This window comes from Streptomyces sp. GQ60, assembly GCF_059758875.1.
This window is the reverse complement of record NZ_JCAXEG010000002.1, coordinates 458147-473869: the sequence shown is the minus strand read 5'-3', so window position 1 is coordinate 473869 and position 15723 is coordinate 458147. Positions and strand designations below refer to the sequence as shown.

Here is a 15723-nt window from a genome sequence, read left to right as displayed (position 1 = left end):
CCTCACTGCGGAGCGCCTCGGCCCCTCGGCGTCGTACCGCAGGCGCACCGCCCGCGCCGCGCACCGCCCGCGCTGTCCACGTCCCGGTCCGGGTGCACCGGCGTCGGTGGCGCCGCTTACGATGACCGGCCATGGACAGCAGTGAGGCCGGCAGACGGTTGATCGACGGGCGCTTCGAACTGGCGCGGCCCCTGGGCAGCGGCGGGATGGGGACGGTGTGGCGGGCCCGCGACATCGCGCTGGACCGGGAGGTCGCGCTCAAGGAGGTGCGGCCGCCGGACCCGGCCACCGCCGCCGCGCAGCCCGGGCTCGTCGTCCAACTGCGCGAGCGGGCCGTCCGCGAGGCCCGGGCCCTCGCCCGGCTCACTCACCCGAACGTGGTCACCATCCACCACATCGTGGAGCCCGAGCCCGGTTCCGACGGCCATCCGTGGATCGTGATGGAGCTGGTCAGGGGCGGCTCCCTGGCCGACCGGCTGGAGGGCGGCCCGATGCCGGTGGCGGACGTGCTGCGCCTGGGGCTCGACCTGCTGTCCGCGCTGCGGGCCGCGCACGCGGAGGGGGTGCTGCACCGTGACGTGAAACCGGCCAACGTGCTCCTGAGGCCCAACGGCTCCGCCGTGCTCACCGACTTCGGGATCGCCGCCCTGCACGGCGCGACCGCGCTGACCTCGACCGGTGCGCTGATCGGGTCGCCGGAATACATAGCCCCCGAGCGGGCGCGCGGCGCGGAGGGACTGGCCGCCTCCGACCTGTGGTCGCTCGGGATGCTGCTCTACGTGGCCGCCGAAGGGGTGCACCCGCTGCGCCGGGCCACCAGCCTGGCCACCGTGGTCGCGGTGCTCGACGAACCGATCCCCGCGCCGGTGCGCTCCGGCCCGCTGGGACCCGTACTGGAACGGCTGCTGGTACGGGACCTGGCCGCGCGGCCCGACGCCGAGGAACTGGAAGCGCTGCTCCGCGGTGCGAGCAGTGCTCTCGGCGGCGCGGCCCCAGGGGTACCGCCGGTCGCCCTCGGCAGCTTCGGGCCGGCGACGCCGGCCGCCGGTCCCTCCTCGGGCCCCGTACCGGCGCCGGCGACGTACGCCCCGCCGCCGCCGTTCGTTCCGGGCGCGGGCAACCCGTACGCGTCCACCGCCCCCGTGGCCTTCCCCCCGCCGCCCGCCCCGCGCCCGCGCCGCCGGCCGGCCCTGCTCGCCGGAATCCTCGCGGTGGTCCTGGCCGCCGGGGTCGTCGGCATCGTCAACTGGCTGCCCGACGGGAACGCCGGAGGCGCCAAGGGCAAGAGCGGCGACCCGAAGGCCTCGGGCACCCCGTCCGCTTCCGGACCGGCGTCCCCGGCCCCGGGCACCGCCGTGGCCCTGACCCCGAACCCCACCCCGACTCCGCAGGCGAGCACGCCGAAGCCGGTCGCCCCGCCCAAGGGAAGCCTCATCGACCCGGCCAACATCCGTACCGCCGTCGAGGCGCTCAAGCAGCAGACGGGCACCACCACGTTCGTCGACATGAAGGTCTACGACGAGTACGTGCTCGCCGGCATCCCCACCGCGCCCGGAGCCAAGACCGTCGACTCCTGGCAGTACCGCGGCGGCGTCGCCAAACGCACCGGACCGTCCGGCACCGTGAAGCCCGACGAACCGCTCATGGACATGGCGGCGCTCGACTGGGACGCCCTGCCCGCCCTCCTGGCCGCGTCGACGAAGGAGCTCGGCGTCGACAACCCCAGCTCCCGCTACCTCAACGTCTCGCCCTGGATGAAGGCCCCCGCGATCCGCCCCTACCTGAGCGACGCGTACGGACAGGGCGGCTACGTCCTCGCCGGCACCGACTTTAAGATCAAGAAGGTCTACCGGAACTGACTGACGGCCGGAGAAGCGGAGAACGACCACCATGCCCAGCTGGCGCAGCACGCTCACCTCCGCCGGGGTCTCCGGCCCCCGGCTCCGGGCCGACTACACCTATGCGGCCCGCCGGGTCCTGCGCCGGGAACCCGCCCCCTACCTCGCCCTGCGGCTGCTGGCCGCGCCCCCGCTCGTGCCCTGGCTGGCGGCCGGGCTCGCCTTCATGAACCGGGTCGACGACGTCGCCGAGACCGGCTCCGCCGACCAGCGGGCCGCCGGGCTCGAGGAACTGGCCACCGACGTGCGCCGGGCCCTGGAGACGGGTGAGAGCTCCGACCCGCTGCTGCGCGCCTACGCCCACGCCGTCGACTCCCGTGGCCTGCCCGCCGATTGGGTGTTCCGCTTCCTCGACGGCGCGGCCGCCGAGGAGGCCGTCTTCGACGGGTTCGCCGCCGAGGAGGACTTCCAGTCCTACCTCGACGCCTATGCCTGGCCCGGCGTGCTGGCCTTCACCGGCCTGCAGTACCAGGGCGGGCCCGACGCCGAACAGGCCGCGGGATGGCGGCGGTTCGTGGACGCCGCCCAGCGGGTCGACTTTCTCGCCGATCTCGCCGGGGACCTCGCGGCCGGCCGTCTCTGCATCCCGCGCGCCCGCCTCGCCGAGCACTCCGTGACCCGGGCCGACCTCGAACAGGCCCGCGACACCGCGGCCGTACGGGAGTTGCTGGCCGCCGAGTGCGGGCGGGCCCGTACCGCGCTCGCCGCCACGGACGGCATCCTCGACCTCACCGAACCGGGACTGCGGGCGGTCGCCGTGACGATGACGGAGCTCATGCGGCACCAGCTCACTGCGGTGGAACGGGCCGGTGTCGGGGCCCTGCGCAAGGACGTCGGCTACGGCTTCACGGCTCCGCTGCGCACCCTGGTGCGCGCCAGGGCGCGCAGGCCGCGTACCGCCGCCTGACCCGCTCGCTCAGGGCCCGAGCTGAGCGGGGCACCGTCCGACGGTGCTGTCCGTGCACAATTGGATAGCTGTGCTCTCCAAAGAAAGGTCCACGGGATGCGGCTGGCGGAGTTGAGCGCGCGCAGTGGCGTCTCCACGGCAACCATCAAGTACTACCTGCGCGAAGGTCTGTTGGCGCCGGGGCGGCGGGTCAGCGCGACGACCGCCGACTACGACGAGGAGCACCTGCGGCGACTGCGGCTGATCCGGGCGCTGATCCAGGTCGGCGGGATTCCGGTGGCCAAGGTCCGGGAAGTGCTCGCGCACGTGGACGACGAGTCCCTGGGCCGGACGATCCGGATGGGCGCGGCGCTCTGGGCGCTGCCGCAGGGGCCGGAGGCGGACGACGAGGATCCGGCGGTGGCGACCGCGCGGCACGAGGTGGACCGGCTGCTGGAGATGCTGGGCTGGTCGACGGCCCGGGAGGTGGGGGAGCTCTCCCCGGTCCACCGCTCGCTCGTGCTGGCCGTGTCCACCCTCACCCGGCTCGGCTATCCGTGGGGCGCCGAACTGATGGCTCCGTACGCCGAGCTGATGTTCCAGGCGGCCGTGCGCGACCTGGACTTCATGGAGGCGTACCCGTCCGAGGCGGAGCAGGTGGAGATGGTGGTGGCCGCGGCCGTCCTCTTCCAGCCGGTTCTGAAGGCCCTGCACCGGCTGGCGCAGGAGGAGGAGTCGGCGCGGCGGTACGGGCTGGAGTGACGGCGCCGCCGGAGAGGGCCGGTCGAAGCCGAGTGGGGCGAGGTCTGCTCGACCCGCTGCACGAGCGCCTGTCCACCGGGGCGAACGGGGCCGGTCCCGTCGTGCACACCTCGGTGGACGTGGGCGAGTTGGGGCCGGCCTACCGCACGTTCGATCAGTAGGGGCCGTTGACGTTGTCGATCGAACCGTAGCGGGCCGCCGCGTAATTGCAGGCGGCCGTGATGTTGGCGACCGGGTCGTAGGAGTCCAGCGAGGTGCCGGGTACGTGATAGGCCTTGAAGGTCGGGTCGATGACCTGGAGGAGTCCCTTGGAGGGGATGCCGGCCGCCGCGTTGGAGTCCCAGTTGTTGATGGCCATCGGATTCCCCGAGGATTCGCGCATGATGTTGCGGTGAATTCCTTCGTAGCTTCCGGGAATTCCGTGCTGGGCCAGGACGTCGAGGGACTCCCGGATCCAGCCGTCGAGGTTGTTCGCGTAGCCGGTGGCGGCCTTGGCGGCCTTGGCCGCGGCGGGGGCGGCGGCCGTGGTGAGCTTCAGCTTCAGGCCGGGGCGGATGGTCGAGGGGTCCGCGCCGACGATGCCCTTGTTGGCCTCGTAGAGCTTCTGCCAGCCGCCGCCGATGGAGTGCTCGGCCGCGATCTTGCTCAGGGTGTCTCCGCTGACCACGGAGTACGTCGCGGGGGCGGCGGTCACCTCGGCCGCCCCGGCCGTGGTCGCGCTGATCAGCGGGAGGGCCAGCGCCGCGCCGCCGGTGCCGGCGAGGGCCAGCTTGCGGGTGAGTGCGTTGTGCTGCTTCGGCCGGCGGTGCTTTCCCTGTGCGGGCATGGCGGAATTCCTCACGTGGGGGTACGGAAGAGCCCTGGCGGCGGCCGGATTCGGCAGCTGACCACCGGGAACGAGGCGACCGTAAGCGAGTCCGGCGGGCCGGAACAAGACGTGAATTCGACCGGGAGATCAACTTCCCGCATTCGGCCCGGTGGATGACCTTGAGAAGAGGCCGGGGAATTCGCGAATATCCAACCGGGAAAAGGGAATCCCCCCTCGCGGGGAAATGATGTTGAGGCCGTCGGCGTGACTCACATCACGGGGCGGCGGGCGTCGGCTCAATACGGGCAAGTCGCCCGTCGCCGGGGCCGATTCGGGCGACCCGCTCTTTGGCGGCGAATCGCCCATCCCGGGTCAATCGACCCCTCTCCGAAAGAGACGGCCTAGATCCAGCCCAGAGCCCGGCTGACGGCGAAGGGGGCCGGGATCAGGACGGCCATGCCGAGCCATCGGCGAAGCGGCAGCCCCTCTTGGCGCGGCGTGAGGACGTCCACCACCAGCACCAGTCCCAGGACGAGCAGGCCGCTGAGCACGGCGCCGAACGTCAGGACGGCCGCGGTTTCGGAGGCCTCCTTGTCACAGCCGGTGCCGCCGCCGCAGTCCACCAGCGGGTACTCCACCACGAGCCATCGGAGGCACAGGCCCGGAACGATCGCGACCACGCCGATCAGGAGATTCGCCAGCCCCGGCGCCCACCAGCCACTGCCGGGCCGCCCTCTGCCGTCGGTACCCGCTTCGGAGCTGTGCACGGCCCATCCCTTCCTCGTGTCCCACACGGTAGATGTGCGGGAGCACTCTCCGGGTTCCCGCGCAGCCCGATCGGTGATCCCCGCGCCTCGCGGCGCGACCCCTGAGGCGCGACCTCTAAAGCCGCAGCGCCGGTTCCCGCAGTGCGGCCGCGACCGACTCCGTGCTCGCCGGGAGCAGGGGGAGGCGCACGTCGGGCGTCGGGATGCGGCCCTGCGCGTACAACACCCCCTTGATCACTGCCGGGTTGGGCTCGGTGAAGAGGGTTGCGGAGAGCCGGGCCAGCGCATGGCCCAGGGTGCGCGCCCGGTCCGCGTCGCCCGCCCGCCAGGCGGCCGCGAGCTCTGCGAACCGTGCCGTCGCGAGGTGGGCCGAGGCGAGGACCCCGCCCGCCGCGCCGAGCGCGAGCAGGGGCGAGAGGAAGGTGTCGTCACCCGCCAACACCGCGAAGCCGTCCGGTAGATCACCGAGCAGGGCCACCGCCTCCCCGTCGAGCGCGCCGACCGCGTACTTCACTGCTACGACCCCCGGCAGCGCCCCGATCTCCCGCAACAGGGCCGCGTCCAGCGACTGTCCGGTCCGGTACGGAACGTGATAGACGATCAGCGGTACGGGGCTCACCCGCGCCAGCCGCTCGAAGTGCGCCAGCACCCCGGCCGCGGAGGGCCGTACGAACGCGGGCACGGTCACCAGCGCGGCCCGCGCCTCGGGCCACCGCGCGAGGCGCCCGAGGGAATCCTCGGCGGCCCGGGTGCCGCTCGCCCCGGCGCCCACGGTCAGCGCGGCCCCGTGCTCCCGGCAGACCCGGGCGCAGACGTCGGTGACGAGGTCCCGCTCCGCCTCGTCGAGGGCGGCCGGCTCGCCGGTGGTGCCGAGCGCCACGATCCCGGTGGCTCCCGCGTCGAGCACCTCGTGGGCGAGTGCCTCCAGGGCTTCGGCGGCGACCTCGCCGGCGGGGGTGAAGGGGGTGACCAGCGGTACGTGGATCCCGTGCGGGGCGTACGGGCCGGGTGCGGTGGGGGGCGGCGTGGGCGTGCTCGGCATCTGGGTCATGGGTCGAGCCTGGCGTGCCCCGAGCATCGAATCCAGTTCGCCTTTCCGATCCGAACCGTAAGCTGATCCGATGCTCGATGTACGACGCCTGCGCCTGCTGCGCGAACTCGCCCGCCGGGGGACCATCGCCGCGGTGGCCGAGGCGCTCTCCTTCAGCCCTTCGGCGGTGTCCCAGCAGCTCTCGATCCTCGAACGCGAGGCCGGTCTGCCCCTCCTGGAGCGCACCGGGCGCCGGGTCCGGCTCACACCTGCGGGCCAGAACCTGGTCCGGCACGCCGACGCGGTGCTGGAGCTGCTGGAGCGGGCCGACGCCGAGCTCGCGGAGGCCCGCGGCGGACTGGCCGGAGTGGTGCGGATCGGCTCCTTCCCCACGGCGACCCGGGCCATCGTCCCGGCGGCCCTGGCCGCGCTGGCCCGCCGGCACCCGGGACTGGAGCCGATGGTGTCCGAAACCGATCCGGCGGCGGTCGCGCACGCGCTGCGTGCCGGGGACCTGGACGTGGCCCTGATCCACGCGTACGACTTCGTTCCCGCCCCAGAGGAGCCGGGGCTCGCCACGGAACCGCTCTACAGCGAGGCGATGTACCTGGCGACTCCGGCGGATTGGGCGCCGACGGAGCGAACGCCCACGGACGGGGCGCCGACGGAGCGAACGCCCACGGACGGGGCGCCGACGGAGCGGGCACCCGCGGTCGGCCGGCGGGCGTTGCTCCGTGCGCACGCCGAGGCGCCCTGGATCACCGCCACGCCCGGCACGCTCTGTCACGCCATGACGGTGCGGGCCTGCGAGGACGCCGGGTTCGTGCCGAGGATCCGGCACCAGGTGGACGAGTTCGCCACCGTGCTCGCCCTGGCCGCGGCCGGCCAGGGGGTGGCCGTGGTGCCGCAGCTCGGCATCACCGGACACGTGGATCCGGCCGTCGTGCTCACCCGCCTCGCCATGGAGCGCCGCACCAACGTGGCCTTCCGCAGCGGCGCCGCCGCCCACCCCGCCGTGGCCGCCTTCACGGAGGCCCTGCGGGCGGCGCTGCCGCCGTTCGCGGGCTGACCGGGCAGGTGCGGTTCCGGCTCCGCTTCAACGCCCACCACCCCAGCCGCACCGCTCGCACCGCCCAGCCGCACCGCCCAGCCCCGGACCTGCGGTCAGGGGGGCAGGTCGGACCGGGAGGGGCTCGGGCGTCCTTTCCGGCCACCACGCGGGCGGCGCGCCCGCGGTGCCCACCGTGCCGGGGCGCGGGGCAACTCCCGCACGCGGGACAGCGCGTGTACGTTGGCGGGACGGACCGGCGGAACCCTCGAGGGACCTCCGGTGCAGTCGAAGAGACAGTGATCGAGATCGGGGTAGCACGTGACGCATCGCGTACGAGGGGTCATCGCCCGGAGCAAGGGCGCACCGGTGGAGACCACGACGATCCTCGTGCCCGACCCGGGCCCCGGCGAGGCGCTCGTACGGGTCCAGGCCTGCGGGGTCTGCCACACCGACCTGCACTACCGGGAGGGCGGCATCAACGACGAGTTCCCCTTCCTGCTCGGCCATGAGGCCGCCGGGGTCGTAGAGTCGGTCGGCCCGGACGTCACCTCCGTCGCGCCCGGCGACTTCGTCGTCCTCAACTGGCGCGCGGTGTGCGGGAATTGCCGTGCCTGTAAGCGAGGCCGCCCCTGGTACTGCTTCGCCACGCACAACGCCACCCAGCCCATGACCCTGGAGGACGGCACCCCGCTCTCCCCGGCCCTCGGCATCGGGGCCTTCGCCGAGAAGACACTGGTCGCCGCCGGGCAGTGCACCAAGGTGGACCCGGCCGCCTCTCCGGCCGCCGCCGGGCTGCTCGGCTGCGGGGTGATGGCCGGCCTGGGCGCCGCCCTGAACACCGGCAACGTGGGGCGCGGCGACTCCGTCGCCGTCATCGGCTGCGGGGGAGTGGGCAACGCCGCCATCGCCGGGGCCAGGCTGGCCGGAGCCTCCCGCATCATCGCCGTGGACCTGGACGACCGGAAGCTGGAGTGGGCGCGCGGACTCGGCGCCACGCACACCGTCAACGGCGCCGCCGAGGACGTGGTCAAGGCCATCCAGGCACTGACCGGCGGGAACGGCGCGGACGTGGTCATCGAGGCCGTCGGCCGCCCCGAGACGTACAAGCAGGCGTTCTACGCCCGCGACCTGGCCGGCACCGTGGTGCTGGTCGGCGTCCCGACGCCGGACATGCGGCTCGAACTCCCGCTGCTGGACGTCTTCGGACGCGGCGGCGCCCTGAAGTCCTCCTGGTACGGGGACTGCCTGCCCGAGCGGGACTTCCCGCTGCTCATCGACCTCTACCTGCAAGGCCGGCTGGACCTCGACGCGTTCGTCTCCGAGCGCATGGCCCTGGACGGCGTGGAAGCGGCCTTCGAGCGGATGGAACGCGGCGAGGTACTCCGATCGGTGGTCGAGTTCTGAACAACGCGCCGGCGACCGCAGGCGACCCACCGGGGCGAGCGCACGATGCCGCTCACGCGATCGCCGCGGCGGCCTTGGGGCGCGATCCCGGCCCCATGGCCACCGTGGAGAGCGGCTCCCACCACGTCTACGTCGGCTCGGACGTGGTGGTGAAGATCATCGATGCCGGCGCCCACGGCCGGCTGAACCGGGAGATCGCGCTCGCACCCCATCTGCCCGCCGGCCTCACGGCACCCCTGCTCGGCAGCGGGCTCCACCGGCTGGAGACGCGCGACGTCCGCTATGCCTGCTACGCCCGCGTGCCGGGGGAGGCCCCCGGCACGGGCATGCCGGGGGTGGACGACGGGACCGCGCGCGCGTTGGCGGAGGAGGCGGTCGAGCGGCTCGGCCGACTGCACGGCTGGGTGCCCGCGGGCCGCGCCGACCGGACGCTGAGAGAGTCCCTCGACCACGGCGGGTTCGCCGGACGGGCCGCGCTCTTCGCCGAGATCGAGACCCTCGCGGACCTCGACCGGCAGGGAACCGTGCCTCCCCACCTGCTCGACGGCCTGAGGGCGATCGCGGAGCGGGCGCCCCTGCACGCACGTGCCGTCGTCCCGGTCCACGCGGACTGCCACTGGGACAACTGGCTCGCGCGCGGTCGGAACGTGACGGCCCTGCTGGATTTCGAATGGGCCCGCTACGGAGATCCGGTCGACGACTGGTTCTTCCTGGCCCGGTTCAGCGGCCCGCACACGGAGACCGTTCTCGACGTCATCGCCCGTGCGACGGCGACCTCTCCGGAATCCCTCCGTGCGGGCTGCGAGGTGCGCGAGGCGACCCACCTGGCATCCGACCTCCGCGTCGCGCTGGAACACCCCGGCGTCCATGCGCGCATGGCCGCGGACAGGCTCCGCGCGCTGGAGGAGCTGATCGTCGGGCGCTACTGGTGGCGCCCGACCCGGTGACGCGACCGACAGTGACCCCGAGGGGCCCGCCGAAGTACGGGACCGCACCTTTCGGCACTGCTCCCGGGGGCCTCGCGTAAGCTCGGCCGGGCCCGCCGCCCCGGTTCGCCCTCACCCACCGGCCCCGGGACGGCTGCCGCGTACACCACCGCACCGCGCCGACCCCTGGGACCTCCCGTGACCCCCGTGAACCCCGTGCCCCCCGAGAGCGCAGCCGCCGGCAGCTACCGCCAGCCCGGTGTCGTCCTCACCGACCACCACTTCACCGTCCCGCTCGACCACGCCCGCCCCGACGGCGAGCGGATCGGCCTGTACGCACGCGAACTGGTCGCCACCGGCAAGGACCCGGAGTCCCTGCCCTGGCTGCTCTACCTGGAGGGCGGACCCGGCTTCGGAGCCCGCCGGTTCGTCGGCCGGCAGGCCTGGCTGGAGCGGGCCCTCACCGAGTTCCGGGTGCTGCTGCTCGACCAGCGCGGCACCGGCCGCTCCACCCCGGTCAACCGGCAGACCCTGCCGCTGCGCGGCGGTCCCGCGGAGCAGGCCGAGTACCTCGCCCACTTCCGCGCCGACTCCATCGTGCGCGACGCCGAGACCATCCGCCCGCTCCTCACCGGCGGCGCGCCCTGGACGGTCCTGGGCCAGAGCTTCGGCGGCTTCTGCGTCACCCACTACCTGGGCGCCGCCCCCGAGGGGCTGAGCGCCGCCCTCATCACCGGCGGGCTGCCCTCCCTCGACGCCACCGCCGCCGAGGTGTACGAAGCCGCGTACCCCCGAGTCGAGCGCAAGAACCGGGCGCACTACGCCCGATACCCCATGGACGTGGAGCGCGCCCGCCGCATCGCCGCCCACCTCGTCGAGCGCCCGGCCGAACTCCCCGGCGGATACCTGCTGACGGCCGAGGCCTTCCAGTCCCTCGGTCTGCTCCTCGGCGTCTCCGACGGCAGCCACCAGTTGCACTACCTGCTGGAGGACGCCTTCGTCCCCACGCCGGACGGGCCCGCCCTCTCCGACGCCTTCCTGGAGGCGGTGCACGCCCAGCTCTCCTTCGCCGGGCACCCCCTCTACGCCCTGATCCACGAGGCCATCTACGCCCAGGACCCGGGCGCCCCCATCGGCTGGGCCGCCGAAGGGGTCCGCTCCGGCCACCCGCGGTTCGACGCCGCGAAGACCCTCGCGGGCACGGAGCCGCTGTACTTCACCGGCGAGACCATCCACCCCTGGCACTTCGACTGCGACCCGGCGCTGGCCCCGCTGCGCGAGACCGCCGAGCTGCTGCTGGCCCGCACCGGCTGGACCCCGCTGTACGACCCGGCGCGGCTCGCGGTCAACGAGGTGCCGGTGGCCGCGGCCGTCTACCACGACGACATGTACGTGGACACCGCGCACTCCCTGGCCACCGCCCGGGCGATCCGCGGCCTGAAGACCTGGGTCACGGACGAGTTCGAGCACGACGGGGTCCGCGCCGGCGGTCCGCGCGTCCTGGACCGGCTGCTGGCGCTCGTGCGCGACGAGGCCTGAGTTCCCCGAATCGCGGGGGAGTTACGGGACCGGGATGCCCGGGCGGAGGAAGTACAGGCCGATGAGGTGTCCGCCGTCGTTGAAGGTGACGCGGAATTCTCCGGGCTCCTTCTCCATGCGCAGAGGCACGTTCACCACGGACCCGTGGACGGACGTGACCTGCTCGGGGTCCCCGTGCGACCGGTAGGGCCCGAACTGCTCCTGGTAGTCCTTCCAGGACTGCGCGAGCGCCTCGGGAGTCGCTTGGTGGCGGAGCGTCTCGTCGAAGCGGGCCGAGACGGCGGCGAAGTCGCCCCGCACCACCTCGTCGAGGGTGTCGAGTGCGAGCCGCTCGTCATCGGCCTGCGTCACAAGGGCCGTCACCACCGCGGCCGTGACCTCCGCGGGGACGTGGACCCGGGCCGCCGCGGGCGGCGAGCCGTTCGTCAGCAGCACGGCACCGCAGGCCAGTACGGCCGCGGGCACGAGCCGCGCGAACCGGACGAGCCGCCGCTTCGCGCCACGCACGGTGTGCCTGTCCGACAGCGGGACCATGGCTTCCTCCTTCGGAAGGCCGTCTTTCATGCTAGGGCGCCTCCCGAGCGGTCGCACCTCGGCCGCGGGCAGGTGTCCCGGGTGCTCGGAGACCCGGTCCGGGCGGCTCCACGAAGGGCCGGGTCAGGTGGGCGGTGGCCAGCAGGGCGCGGCGGCGGACCGCCAGCGACAGGAGCTCCTCCCGCGAGGCGCGGGCGGCGGCCCGGTCGCGTTCGTGGGAGTACGGGACCGCCGGATCGGCCAACTGCACCGCGTGGACCAGTACGTCACCGGTCACCAGCACGTCCCGGCCCCCGCCGCCGCGCCCGGCCCTCCCTTCCACCAGCACCGACTGGTGGCCGGGCGTGTGCCCGGGTGTGGGCAGGAGGGTGATGCCCGGAGCGAGCCGGTGCTCTCCGGTCACCTCGTGGAGCTGTCCGGTGGCCCGCAGCGGTGCCACCGTCCAGTCCCACACGGGATCCGCCCGGTCCAGGGCCGCCACTTCCGCGCTCTGTACGAGGTACCGCGCACGGGGGAAGAACGGCAGGCCGGCCTCGCCCTGGGTCCAGCCGGTGTGGTCCTCGTGCAGGTGGGTCAGGACCACCGCCTCCACATCGGCCGGGGCGATCCCGGCCTCCCCCAGCGCGGCGGGCAGCCGGCCCGGGACCGGGGCCCAGTCGGCCGCCGGGCCCCGTGCCGGTCCGACCCCCGCGTCGATCAGCACCCAGCGGCCGCCCGGCCGGGACACGGCGAAGCACCGGAAGTCCAGCCGCCAGGATCCGTCGGGCCCGGCCGCGTCCGGATCCAGCAGCGCGGCCTGTTCCCAGGCGGTGGCGCCCGCCCCCGGGAACGCCGTGACCGCGGGTTCGAAGAACGACCCGGTGGCGTCGAGCAGGGCCACCACCTGCCCCTGTGTGTCCATTCGCCTATTGTGCGACTCATGAACGAACAACTGCACGGGGGCGCCCCGTTGGAGCCCATGCCGACCGACTGGCAGCGTGCGCTGGCCGTCGTGGCGCACCCGGACGACCTGGAGTACGGCTGCGCGGCGGCCATCGCGGACTGGACGGACGGCGGCCGCGAGGTCGTCTACCTGCTCGCCACGCGCGGCGAAGCCGGCATCGACACGATCGACCCTGCGGCGTGCGCCCCCCTGCGCGAGGCGGAGCAGCGCGCGAGCGCGGCCGTCGTGGGGGTGCCCACGGTGGAGTTCCTCGACCACCGCGACGGGGTCCTGGAGTACGGACTGTACCTGCGCCGGGACATCGCGGCCGCCATCCGGCGCCACCGCCCCGAGCTGGTGATCACGATGAACCACCGCGACACGTGGGGCGGCGCCGAGGGCGGCGGGTTTTGGAACACCCCCGACCACAAGGCGGTCGGCCGGGCCACCCTGGACGCGGCGGGCGACGCGGGCAACCGCTGGATCTTCCCCGAACTCCTCGCGGAACAGGGCCTGGAGCCGTGGAACGGGGTGCGCTGGGTGGCGGTGTCCGGCACCACGACGCCCACGCACGCGGCCGACGCCGGTCCCGGGATGGAGCGTTCGGTGAAGTCCCTGATGGAACACAAGGCGTACATCGCGGCGCTGACGGACGAGGACCCGGAGACGTACGTCCGTGGCTTCCTGACGGGCTACGCGCAGCAGTCGGCGGCCCGGTTCGGAGGCCGTCCGGCCGTGCCGTTCGAGGTCTTCCCGCGCTGAGCGCGGCCACTTAGGGTGTCCGCGTGATCGACACCATCAGCACGGAGATCGCGGAGGGTGAGGAACGGATCCGTCTGGACGTCAAGGACGGGATCGCGGAACTCACCCTCTGCCGGCCGGAGAAGCTCAACGGCTGGAGCTGGGAGTCCACGCGCCAGCTCGGCCTGCTGGCGGACCGGATCCGCTTCGACCCCGCCGTACGGGTGGTCCTGCTGCGGGCCGAGGGCCGGGCGTTCTGCGCGGGCATCGACGTGACGGCCCCGGGCGGCGCGATCACGGGCGTCTCGGCGGCCGAGCGCAACCGCAACTACTACGAGGGCATCCGCTGGGTCCACGAACGCTTCGCGGTCCTGGCCCGGCTGCCGCAGCCGGTCGTGGCCGCGGTGCAGGGCTACTGCCTGGGCTTCGGATTCGAACTGGCCCTGATGGCGGACATCCGGGTGGCGGCGGAGGACGCCGTGTTCGCCCTGCCCGAAGCCCAGTTGGGCGTCGCGGTGGACGCCGGCGGTGACCTGCGGATCGCCCGCGAGGCGGGCGCCGGCTGGGCGAAGTTCCTGGCCCTGACCGGCCGCCGCATCGACGCCCGGACGGCGGAGCGCCTCAACCTCGTCCAACAGGTGCTCCCGCTCGATGAGTTGGAGCCGGCCGCCCGCGCCCTCGCGGCGGAGATCGCGTCCAACGCCCCGCTCGCCGTCCAGGGCATCAAGCGCGCGATCGACTCCTACGCGGACGCCGCCCTGCCCGCGGCCCTGGACCGGGTGGCGATGACAGCGGCCCTCACCCTCACCTCGGAGGACTCCCGCGAGGGCTACACCGCCAAGGCGCAGCGCCGCCCACCGCGCTTCACCGGAGGCTGAGCACGGGCCGGACGGAGAACGCCTCCCAGGCGTCCGCGCCCTCGGGGCCGTACGTGAACTCGGCCATCGCGGGGTTGCGGTTCGCCGTGGCCAGCGTCAGCCAGGCCCATAGGTCCCCGTACCCACCGCACGCGGACTCGCCGCCGTCCCCGCCGTGCACCGCGCCCGGGTCGCCGCCGATCTCGGCGGCGTAGGAGTCGTAGGCGATGCGCAGCCCGAAGGCATTGGGCTCGCACCGCGGCCCGCCCCCGCCGCTGCCGTGGGACGGCTCGCCGATCGGGCAGGTGTCGCCCCACCGGAAGAGGGTGCGCGCCCCGGCCCCGCAGGCGTGCTCCCACTCGTCGGCTCCGGGCATCCGCAGCCCGAGCCCCGCGAGCACGCCGGGCATGTCGGCGGGGGGCTCGGTGAGCGGCTCGTTCCGCACGGCCATGAACACCGTCGGCAGGGTGACGGTGCGGGGCGGGCTCAGCGACGCGGCGAGGTGCGACCTGAGATCGGGACCGTATCCGTACCGCTCGGCCAGACTCCGCTCGAAGTCGGCGGTCTGCTCCGGGGTCGGCTCCCAGGCGTCCAGGTCGAACCCGAGGCGGACCGTTCCCCCGGGTATCAGGGCGAACTCCCGCCCGTCCCGCTCGACGAGCACGCGGTGCAGCGGGCGACCGAGGTGCTCGACGGCATCGATCAGAACCGTTCGGGCGTCCGCCAGGGCGGCGGCTTCCCGGGCGAACCGGCGGACGTCCGGCAGGTCGAACGAGCGCCACCGGTCAAGGGTCAGATCAGCGTGGGACATGCGGTCCATGGTGCCCGGGACCACTGACAACCGGCACTCTCCCCCTCCACCGGACACCGGACACGGGACACCGGACACCGGGCCCGGCTACTCCTCCAGCCGCAGCAGGGCGAGGGCGCGGGCCGAGACCGCCGGGAGCGGGTCGCGGCCGTCTTCGGCGGCCCAGTGTTCGAGGGCGACGGTGACCGCGTCGATGAGTACGGCCGCCAAGAGGCGGGTCTCCAGGGCGGCTTCCGGGCGGCCCGTGCGGGCGGCGAGGACCGGGACGAGGCGGTCCTGCATCGCGCGGGCGGCCGCCAGCCAGCGCAGCCGGATCTCCGGGACGCGGCTCATCACCTGGATGAGGCGGACCGTCTGCCCCGGCTCCTCGTAGCGCGCGCCCGCCGTCGCGGTGGTGAAGGCGGCCTGTACCGCCTCGGTGAGGGGCTCCGCCGCGGGGCGCAGGGCGAGCTCCTCGACCAGGGTGGCGACTCCGGCGGTGAGGACCGGGGTCAGCGCGTCCTCCTTGGCCGGGCAGTACCGGTAGAAGGTGCGCAGCGAAATGCCGGCCGCCCGCGCGATGTCGTCGACCGTGGTGGTCTCGTACCCCCGCTCCGAGAACAGCGCGGCCGCGGCCTCCGCGATCTCGTACCGCGTGGTCTCCCTGCGCCGCTCCGTCAACGACGGCCGGCCCGTACTCGCCGTGCTCACCGCAACACCTCCAGGGGTAGAGGAGGCCAATGTGCCACACGATCGCACTGTGGCAGGACACGCCGTAAAGGCATGTCCTGCCACCGATGGCTCGGTG

Annotated in this window: 16 protein-coding genes; 9 read left to right on the top strand and 7 right to left on the bottom strand. The window is 73.8% G+C overall.

Features of this window, described 5'->3' with window-relative positions:
* Positions 1 to 131 precede the first annotated feature (131 nt).
* The 3 genes from AC6CKD_RS07145 (at position 132) to AC6CKD_RS07135 (ending at position 3546) form a co-directional block, all read left to right on the top strand.
* On the top strand, positions 132 to 1859 hold the full coding sequence (locus AC6CKD_RS07145) for a serine/threonine-protein kinase (RefSeq protein WP_498325903.1): 1728 nt from the start codon (positions 132 to 134) through the stop codon (positions 1857 to 1859).
* Positions 1860 to 1890: 31 nt separating this feature from the next.
* Positions 1891 to 2805: a squalene/phytoene synthase family protein gene (locus AC6CKD_RS07140; RefSeq protein ID WP_498325902.1), complete on the top strand. Its 915-nt coding sequence runs from the start codon at positions 1891 to 1893 to the stop codon at positions 2803 to 2805.
* Between the two features lie 96 nt (positions 2806 to 2901).
* Complete coding sequence (locus AC6CKD_RS07135; RefSeq protein ID WP_498325901.1) at positions 2902 to 3546, top strand: MerR family transcriptional regulator; 645 nt, start codon at positions 2902 to 2904, stop codon at positions 3544 to 3546.
* Positions 3547 to 3700: 154 nt separating this feature from the next.
* Here AC6CKD_RS07135 and AC6CKD_RS07130 read toward each other — a convergent pair whose 3' ends face one another.
* From AC6CKD_RS07130 to AC6CKD_RS07120, 3 genes are all read right to left on the bottom strand, one after another.
* Positions 3701 to 4372: a transglycosylase SLT domain-containing protein gene (locus AC6CKD_RS07130; RefSeq protein WP_478689331.1), complete on the bottom strand. Its 672-nt coding sequence runs from the start codon at positions 4370 to 4372 to the stop codon at positions 3701 to 3703.
* A 383-nt stretch (positions 4373 to 4755) separates the two neighbouring features.
* Positions 4756 to 5121 (bottom strand): hypothetical protein, encoded by a 366-nt coding sequence (locus AC6CKD_RS07125; protein ID WP_498325900.1) that lies wholly within the window; start codon positions 5119 to 5121, stop codon positions 4756 to 4758.
* Between the two features lie 115 nt (positions 5122 to 5236).
* Positions 5237 to 6163 carry a dihydrodipicolinate synthase family protein gene (locus AC6CKD_RS07120; RefSeq protein WP_498326288.1) on the bottom strand — a complete coding sequence of 309 codons (927 nt, stop codon included), beginning with the start codon at positions 6161 to 6163 and terminating at the stop codon, positions 5237 to 5239.
* A 79-nt stretch (positions 6164 to 6242) separates the two neighbouring features.
* Between AC6CKD_RS07120 and AC6CKD_RS07115 the strand changes: the two genes are divergently transcribed.
* From AC6CKD_RS07115 to AC6CKD_RS07100, 4 genes are all read left to right on the top strand, one after another.
* Complete coding sequence (locus AC6CKD_RS07115) at positions 6243 to 7220, top strand: LysR family transcriptional regulator (RefSeq protein WP_498325899.1); 978 nt, start codon at positions 6243 to 6245, stop codon at positions 7218 to 7220.
* Positions 7221 to 7520: 300 nt separating this feature from the next.
* A complete protein-coding gene (locus AC6CKD_RS07110; RefSeq protein ID WP_498325898.1) occupies positions 7521 to 8606 on the top strand; it encodes an S-(hydroxymethyl)mycothiol dehydrogenase in 1086 nt (361 codons plus the stop codon).
* Positions 8607 to 8701: 95 nt separating this feature from the next.
* Entirely contained in the window at positions 8702 to 9553 is an 852-nt protein-coding gene (locus AC6CKD_RS07105) for a phosphotransferase family protein (RefSeq protein ID WP_498325897.1), read from the top strand.
* Between the two features lie 186 nt (positions 9554 to 9739).
* A complete protein-coding gene (locus AC6CKD_RS07100; RefSeq protein ID WP_498325896.1) occupies positions 9740 to 11071 on the top strand; it encodes an alpha/beta fold hydrolase in 1332 nt (443 codons plus the stop codon).
* Between the two features lie 21 nt (positions 11072 to 11092).
* Here AC6CKD_RS07100 and AC6CKD_RS07095 read toward each other — a convergent pair whose 3' ends face one another.
* Both AC6CKD_RS07095 and AC6CKD_RS07090 read right to left on the bottom strand, forming a co-directional pair.
* Complete coding sequence (locus AC6CKD_RS07095; RefSeq protein WP_498325894.1) at positions 11093 to 11635, bottom strand: DUF3887 domain-containing protein; 543 nt, start codon at positions 11633 to 11635, stop codon at positions 11093 to 11095.
* 1 nt (position 11636) lies between these two features.
* A complete protein-coding gene (locus AC6CKD_RS07090) occupies positions 11637 to 12506 on the bottom strand; it encodes an MBL fold metallo-hydrolase (protein ID WP_498325893.1) in 870 nt (289 codons plus the stop codon).
* An 18-nt stretch (positions 12507 to 12524) separates the two neighbouring features.
* On the opposite strand from AC6CKD_RS07090, the gene AC6CKD_RS07085 reads away from it, so the two are divergent.
* Both AC6CKD_RS07085 and AC6CKD_RS07080 read left to right on the top strand, forming a co-directional pair.
* On the top strand, positions 12525 to 13289 hold the full coding sequence (locus tag AC6CKD_RS07085) for a PIG-L deacetylase family protein (protein WP_498325892.1): 765 nt from the start codon (positions 12525 to 12527) through the stop codon (positions 13287 to 13289).
* 23 nt (positions 13290 to 13312) lie between these two features.
* The gene (locus AC6CKD_RS07080) at positions 13313 to 14146 is read left to right on the top strand and encodes an enoyl-CoA hydratase/isomerase family protein (RefSeq protein WP_498325891.1); all 834 of its coding nucleotides are present in this window, start codon (positions 13313 to 13315) and stop codon (positions 14144 to 14146) included.
* Here AC6CKD_RS07080 and AC6CKD_RS07075 read toward each other — a convergent pair.
* Both AC6CKD_RS07075 and AC6CKD_RS07070 read right to left on the bottom strand, forming a co-directional pair.
* Complete coding sequence (locus tag AC6CKD_RS07075; protein WP_498325890.1) at positions 14133 to 14936, bottom strand: hypothetical protein; 804 nt, start codon at positions 14934 to 14936, stop codon at positions 14133 to 14135. The genes AC6CKD_RS07080 and AC6CKD_RS07075 overlap by 14 nt on opposite strands.
* An 87-nt stretch (positions 14937 to 15023) precedes the next feature.
* Positions 15024 to 15626 carry a TetR/AcrR family transcriptional regulator gene (locus AC6CKD_RS07070; RefSeq protein ID WP_498325889.1) on the bottom strand — a complete coding sequence of 201 codons (603 nt, stop codon included), beginning with the start codon at positions 15624 to 15626 and terminating at the stop codon, positions 15024 to 15026.
* Between the last annotated feature and the right edge of the window lie 97 nt (positions 15627 to 15723).

What these genes read in the sequence shown, in the direction of transcription:
- AC6CKD_RS07145 (WP_498325903.1), top strand. Translation starts at nt 132, where the DNA reads ATGGACAGCAGTGAGGCCGGCAGACGGTTGATCGACGGGCGCTTCGAA.
- AC6CKD_RS07140 (WP_498325902.1), top strand. Translation starts at nt 1,891, where the DNA reads ATGCCCAGCTGGCGCAGCACGCTCACCTCCGCCGGGGTCTCCGGCCCC.
- AC6CKD_RS07135 (WP_498325901.1), top strand. Translation starts at nt 2,902, where the DNA reads ATGCGGCTGGCGGAGTTGAGCGCGCGCAGTGGCGTCTCCACGGCAACC.
- AC6CKD_RS07130 (WP_478689331.1), bottom strand. Translation starts at nt 4,372, where the DNA reads ATGCCCGCACAGGGAAAGCACCGCCGGCCGAAGCAGCACAACGCACTC.
- AC6CKD_RS07120 (WP_498326288.1), bottom strand. Translation starts at nt 6,163, where the DNA reads ATGCCGAGCACGCCCACGCCGCCCCCCACCGCACCCGGCCCGTACGCC.
- AC6CKD_RS07115 (WP_498325899.1), top strand. Translation starts at nt 6,243, where the DNA reads ATGCTCGATGTACGACGCCTGCGCCTGCTGCGCGAACTCGCCCGCCGG.
- AC6CKD_RS07105 (WP_498325897.1), top strand. Translation starts at nt 8,702, where the DNA reads ATGGCCACCGTGGAGAGCGGCTCCCACCACGTCTACGTCGGCTCGGAC.
- AC6CKD_RS07095 (WP_498325894.1), bottom strand. Translation starts at nt 11,635, where the DNA reads ATGAAAGACGGCCTTCCGAAGGAGGAAGCCATGGTCCCGCTGTCGGAC.
- AC6CKD_RS07090 (WP_498325893.1), bottom strand. Translation starts at nt 12,506, where the DNA reads ATGGACACACAGGGGCAGGTGGTGGCCCTGCTCGACGCCACCGGGTCG.
- AC6CKD_RS07085 (WP_498325892.1), top strand. Translation starts at nt 12,525, where the DNA reads ATGAACGAACAACTGCACGGGGGCGCCCCGTTGGAGCCCATGCCGACC.
- AC6CKD_RS07075 (WP_498325890.1), bottom strand. Translation starts at nt 14,936, where the DNA reads ATGTCCCACGCTGATCTGACCCTTGACCGGTGGCGCTCGTTCGACCTG.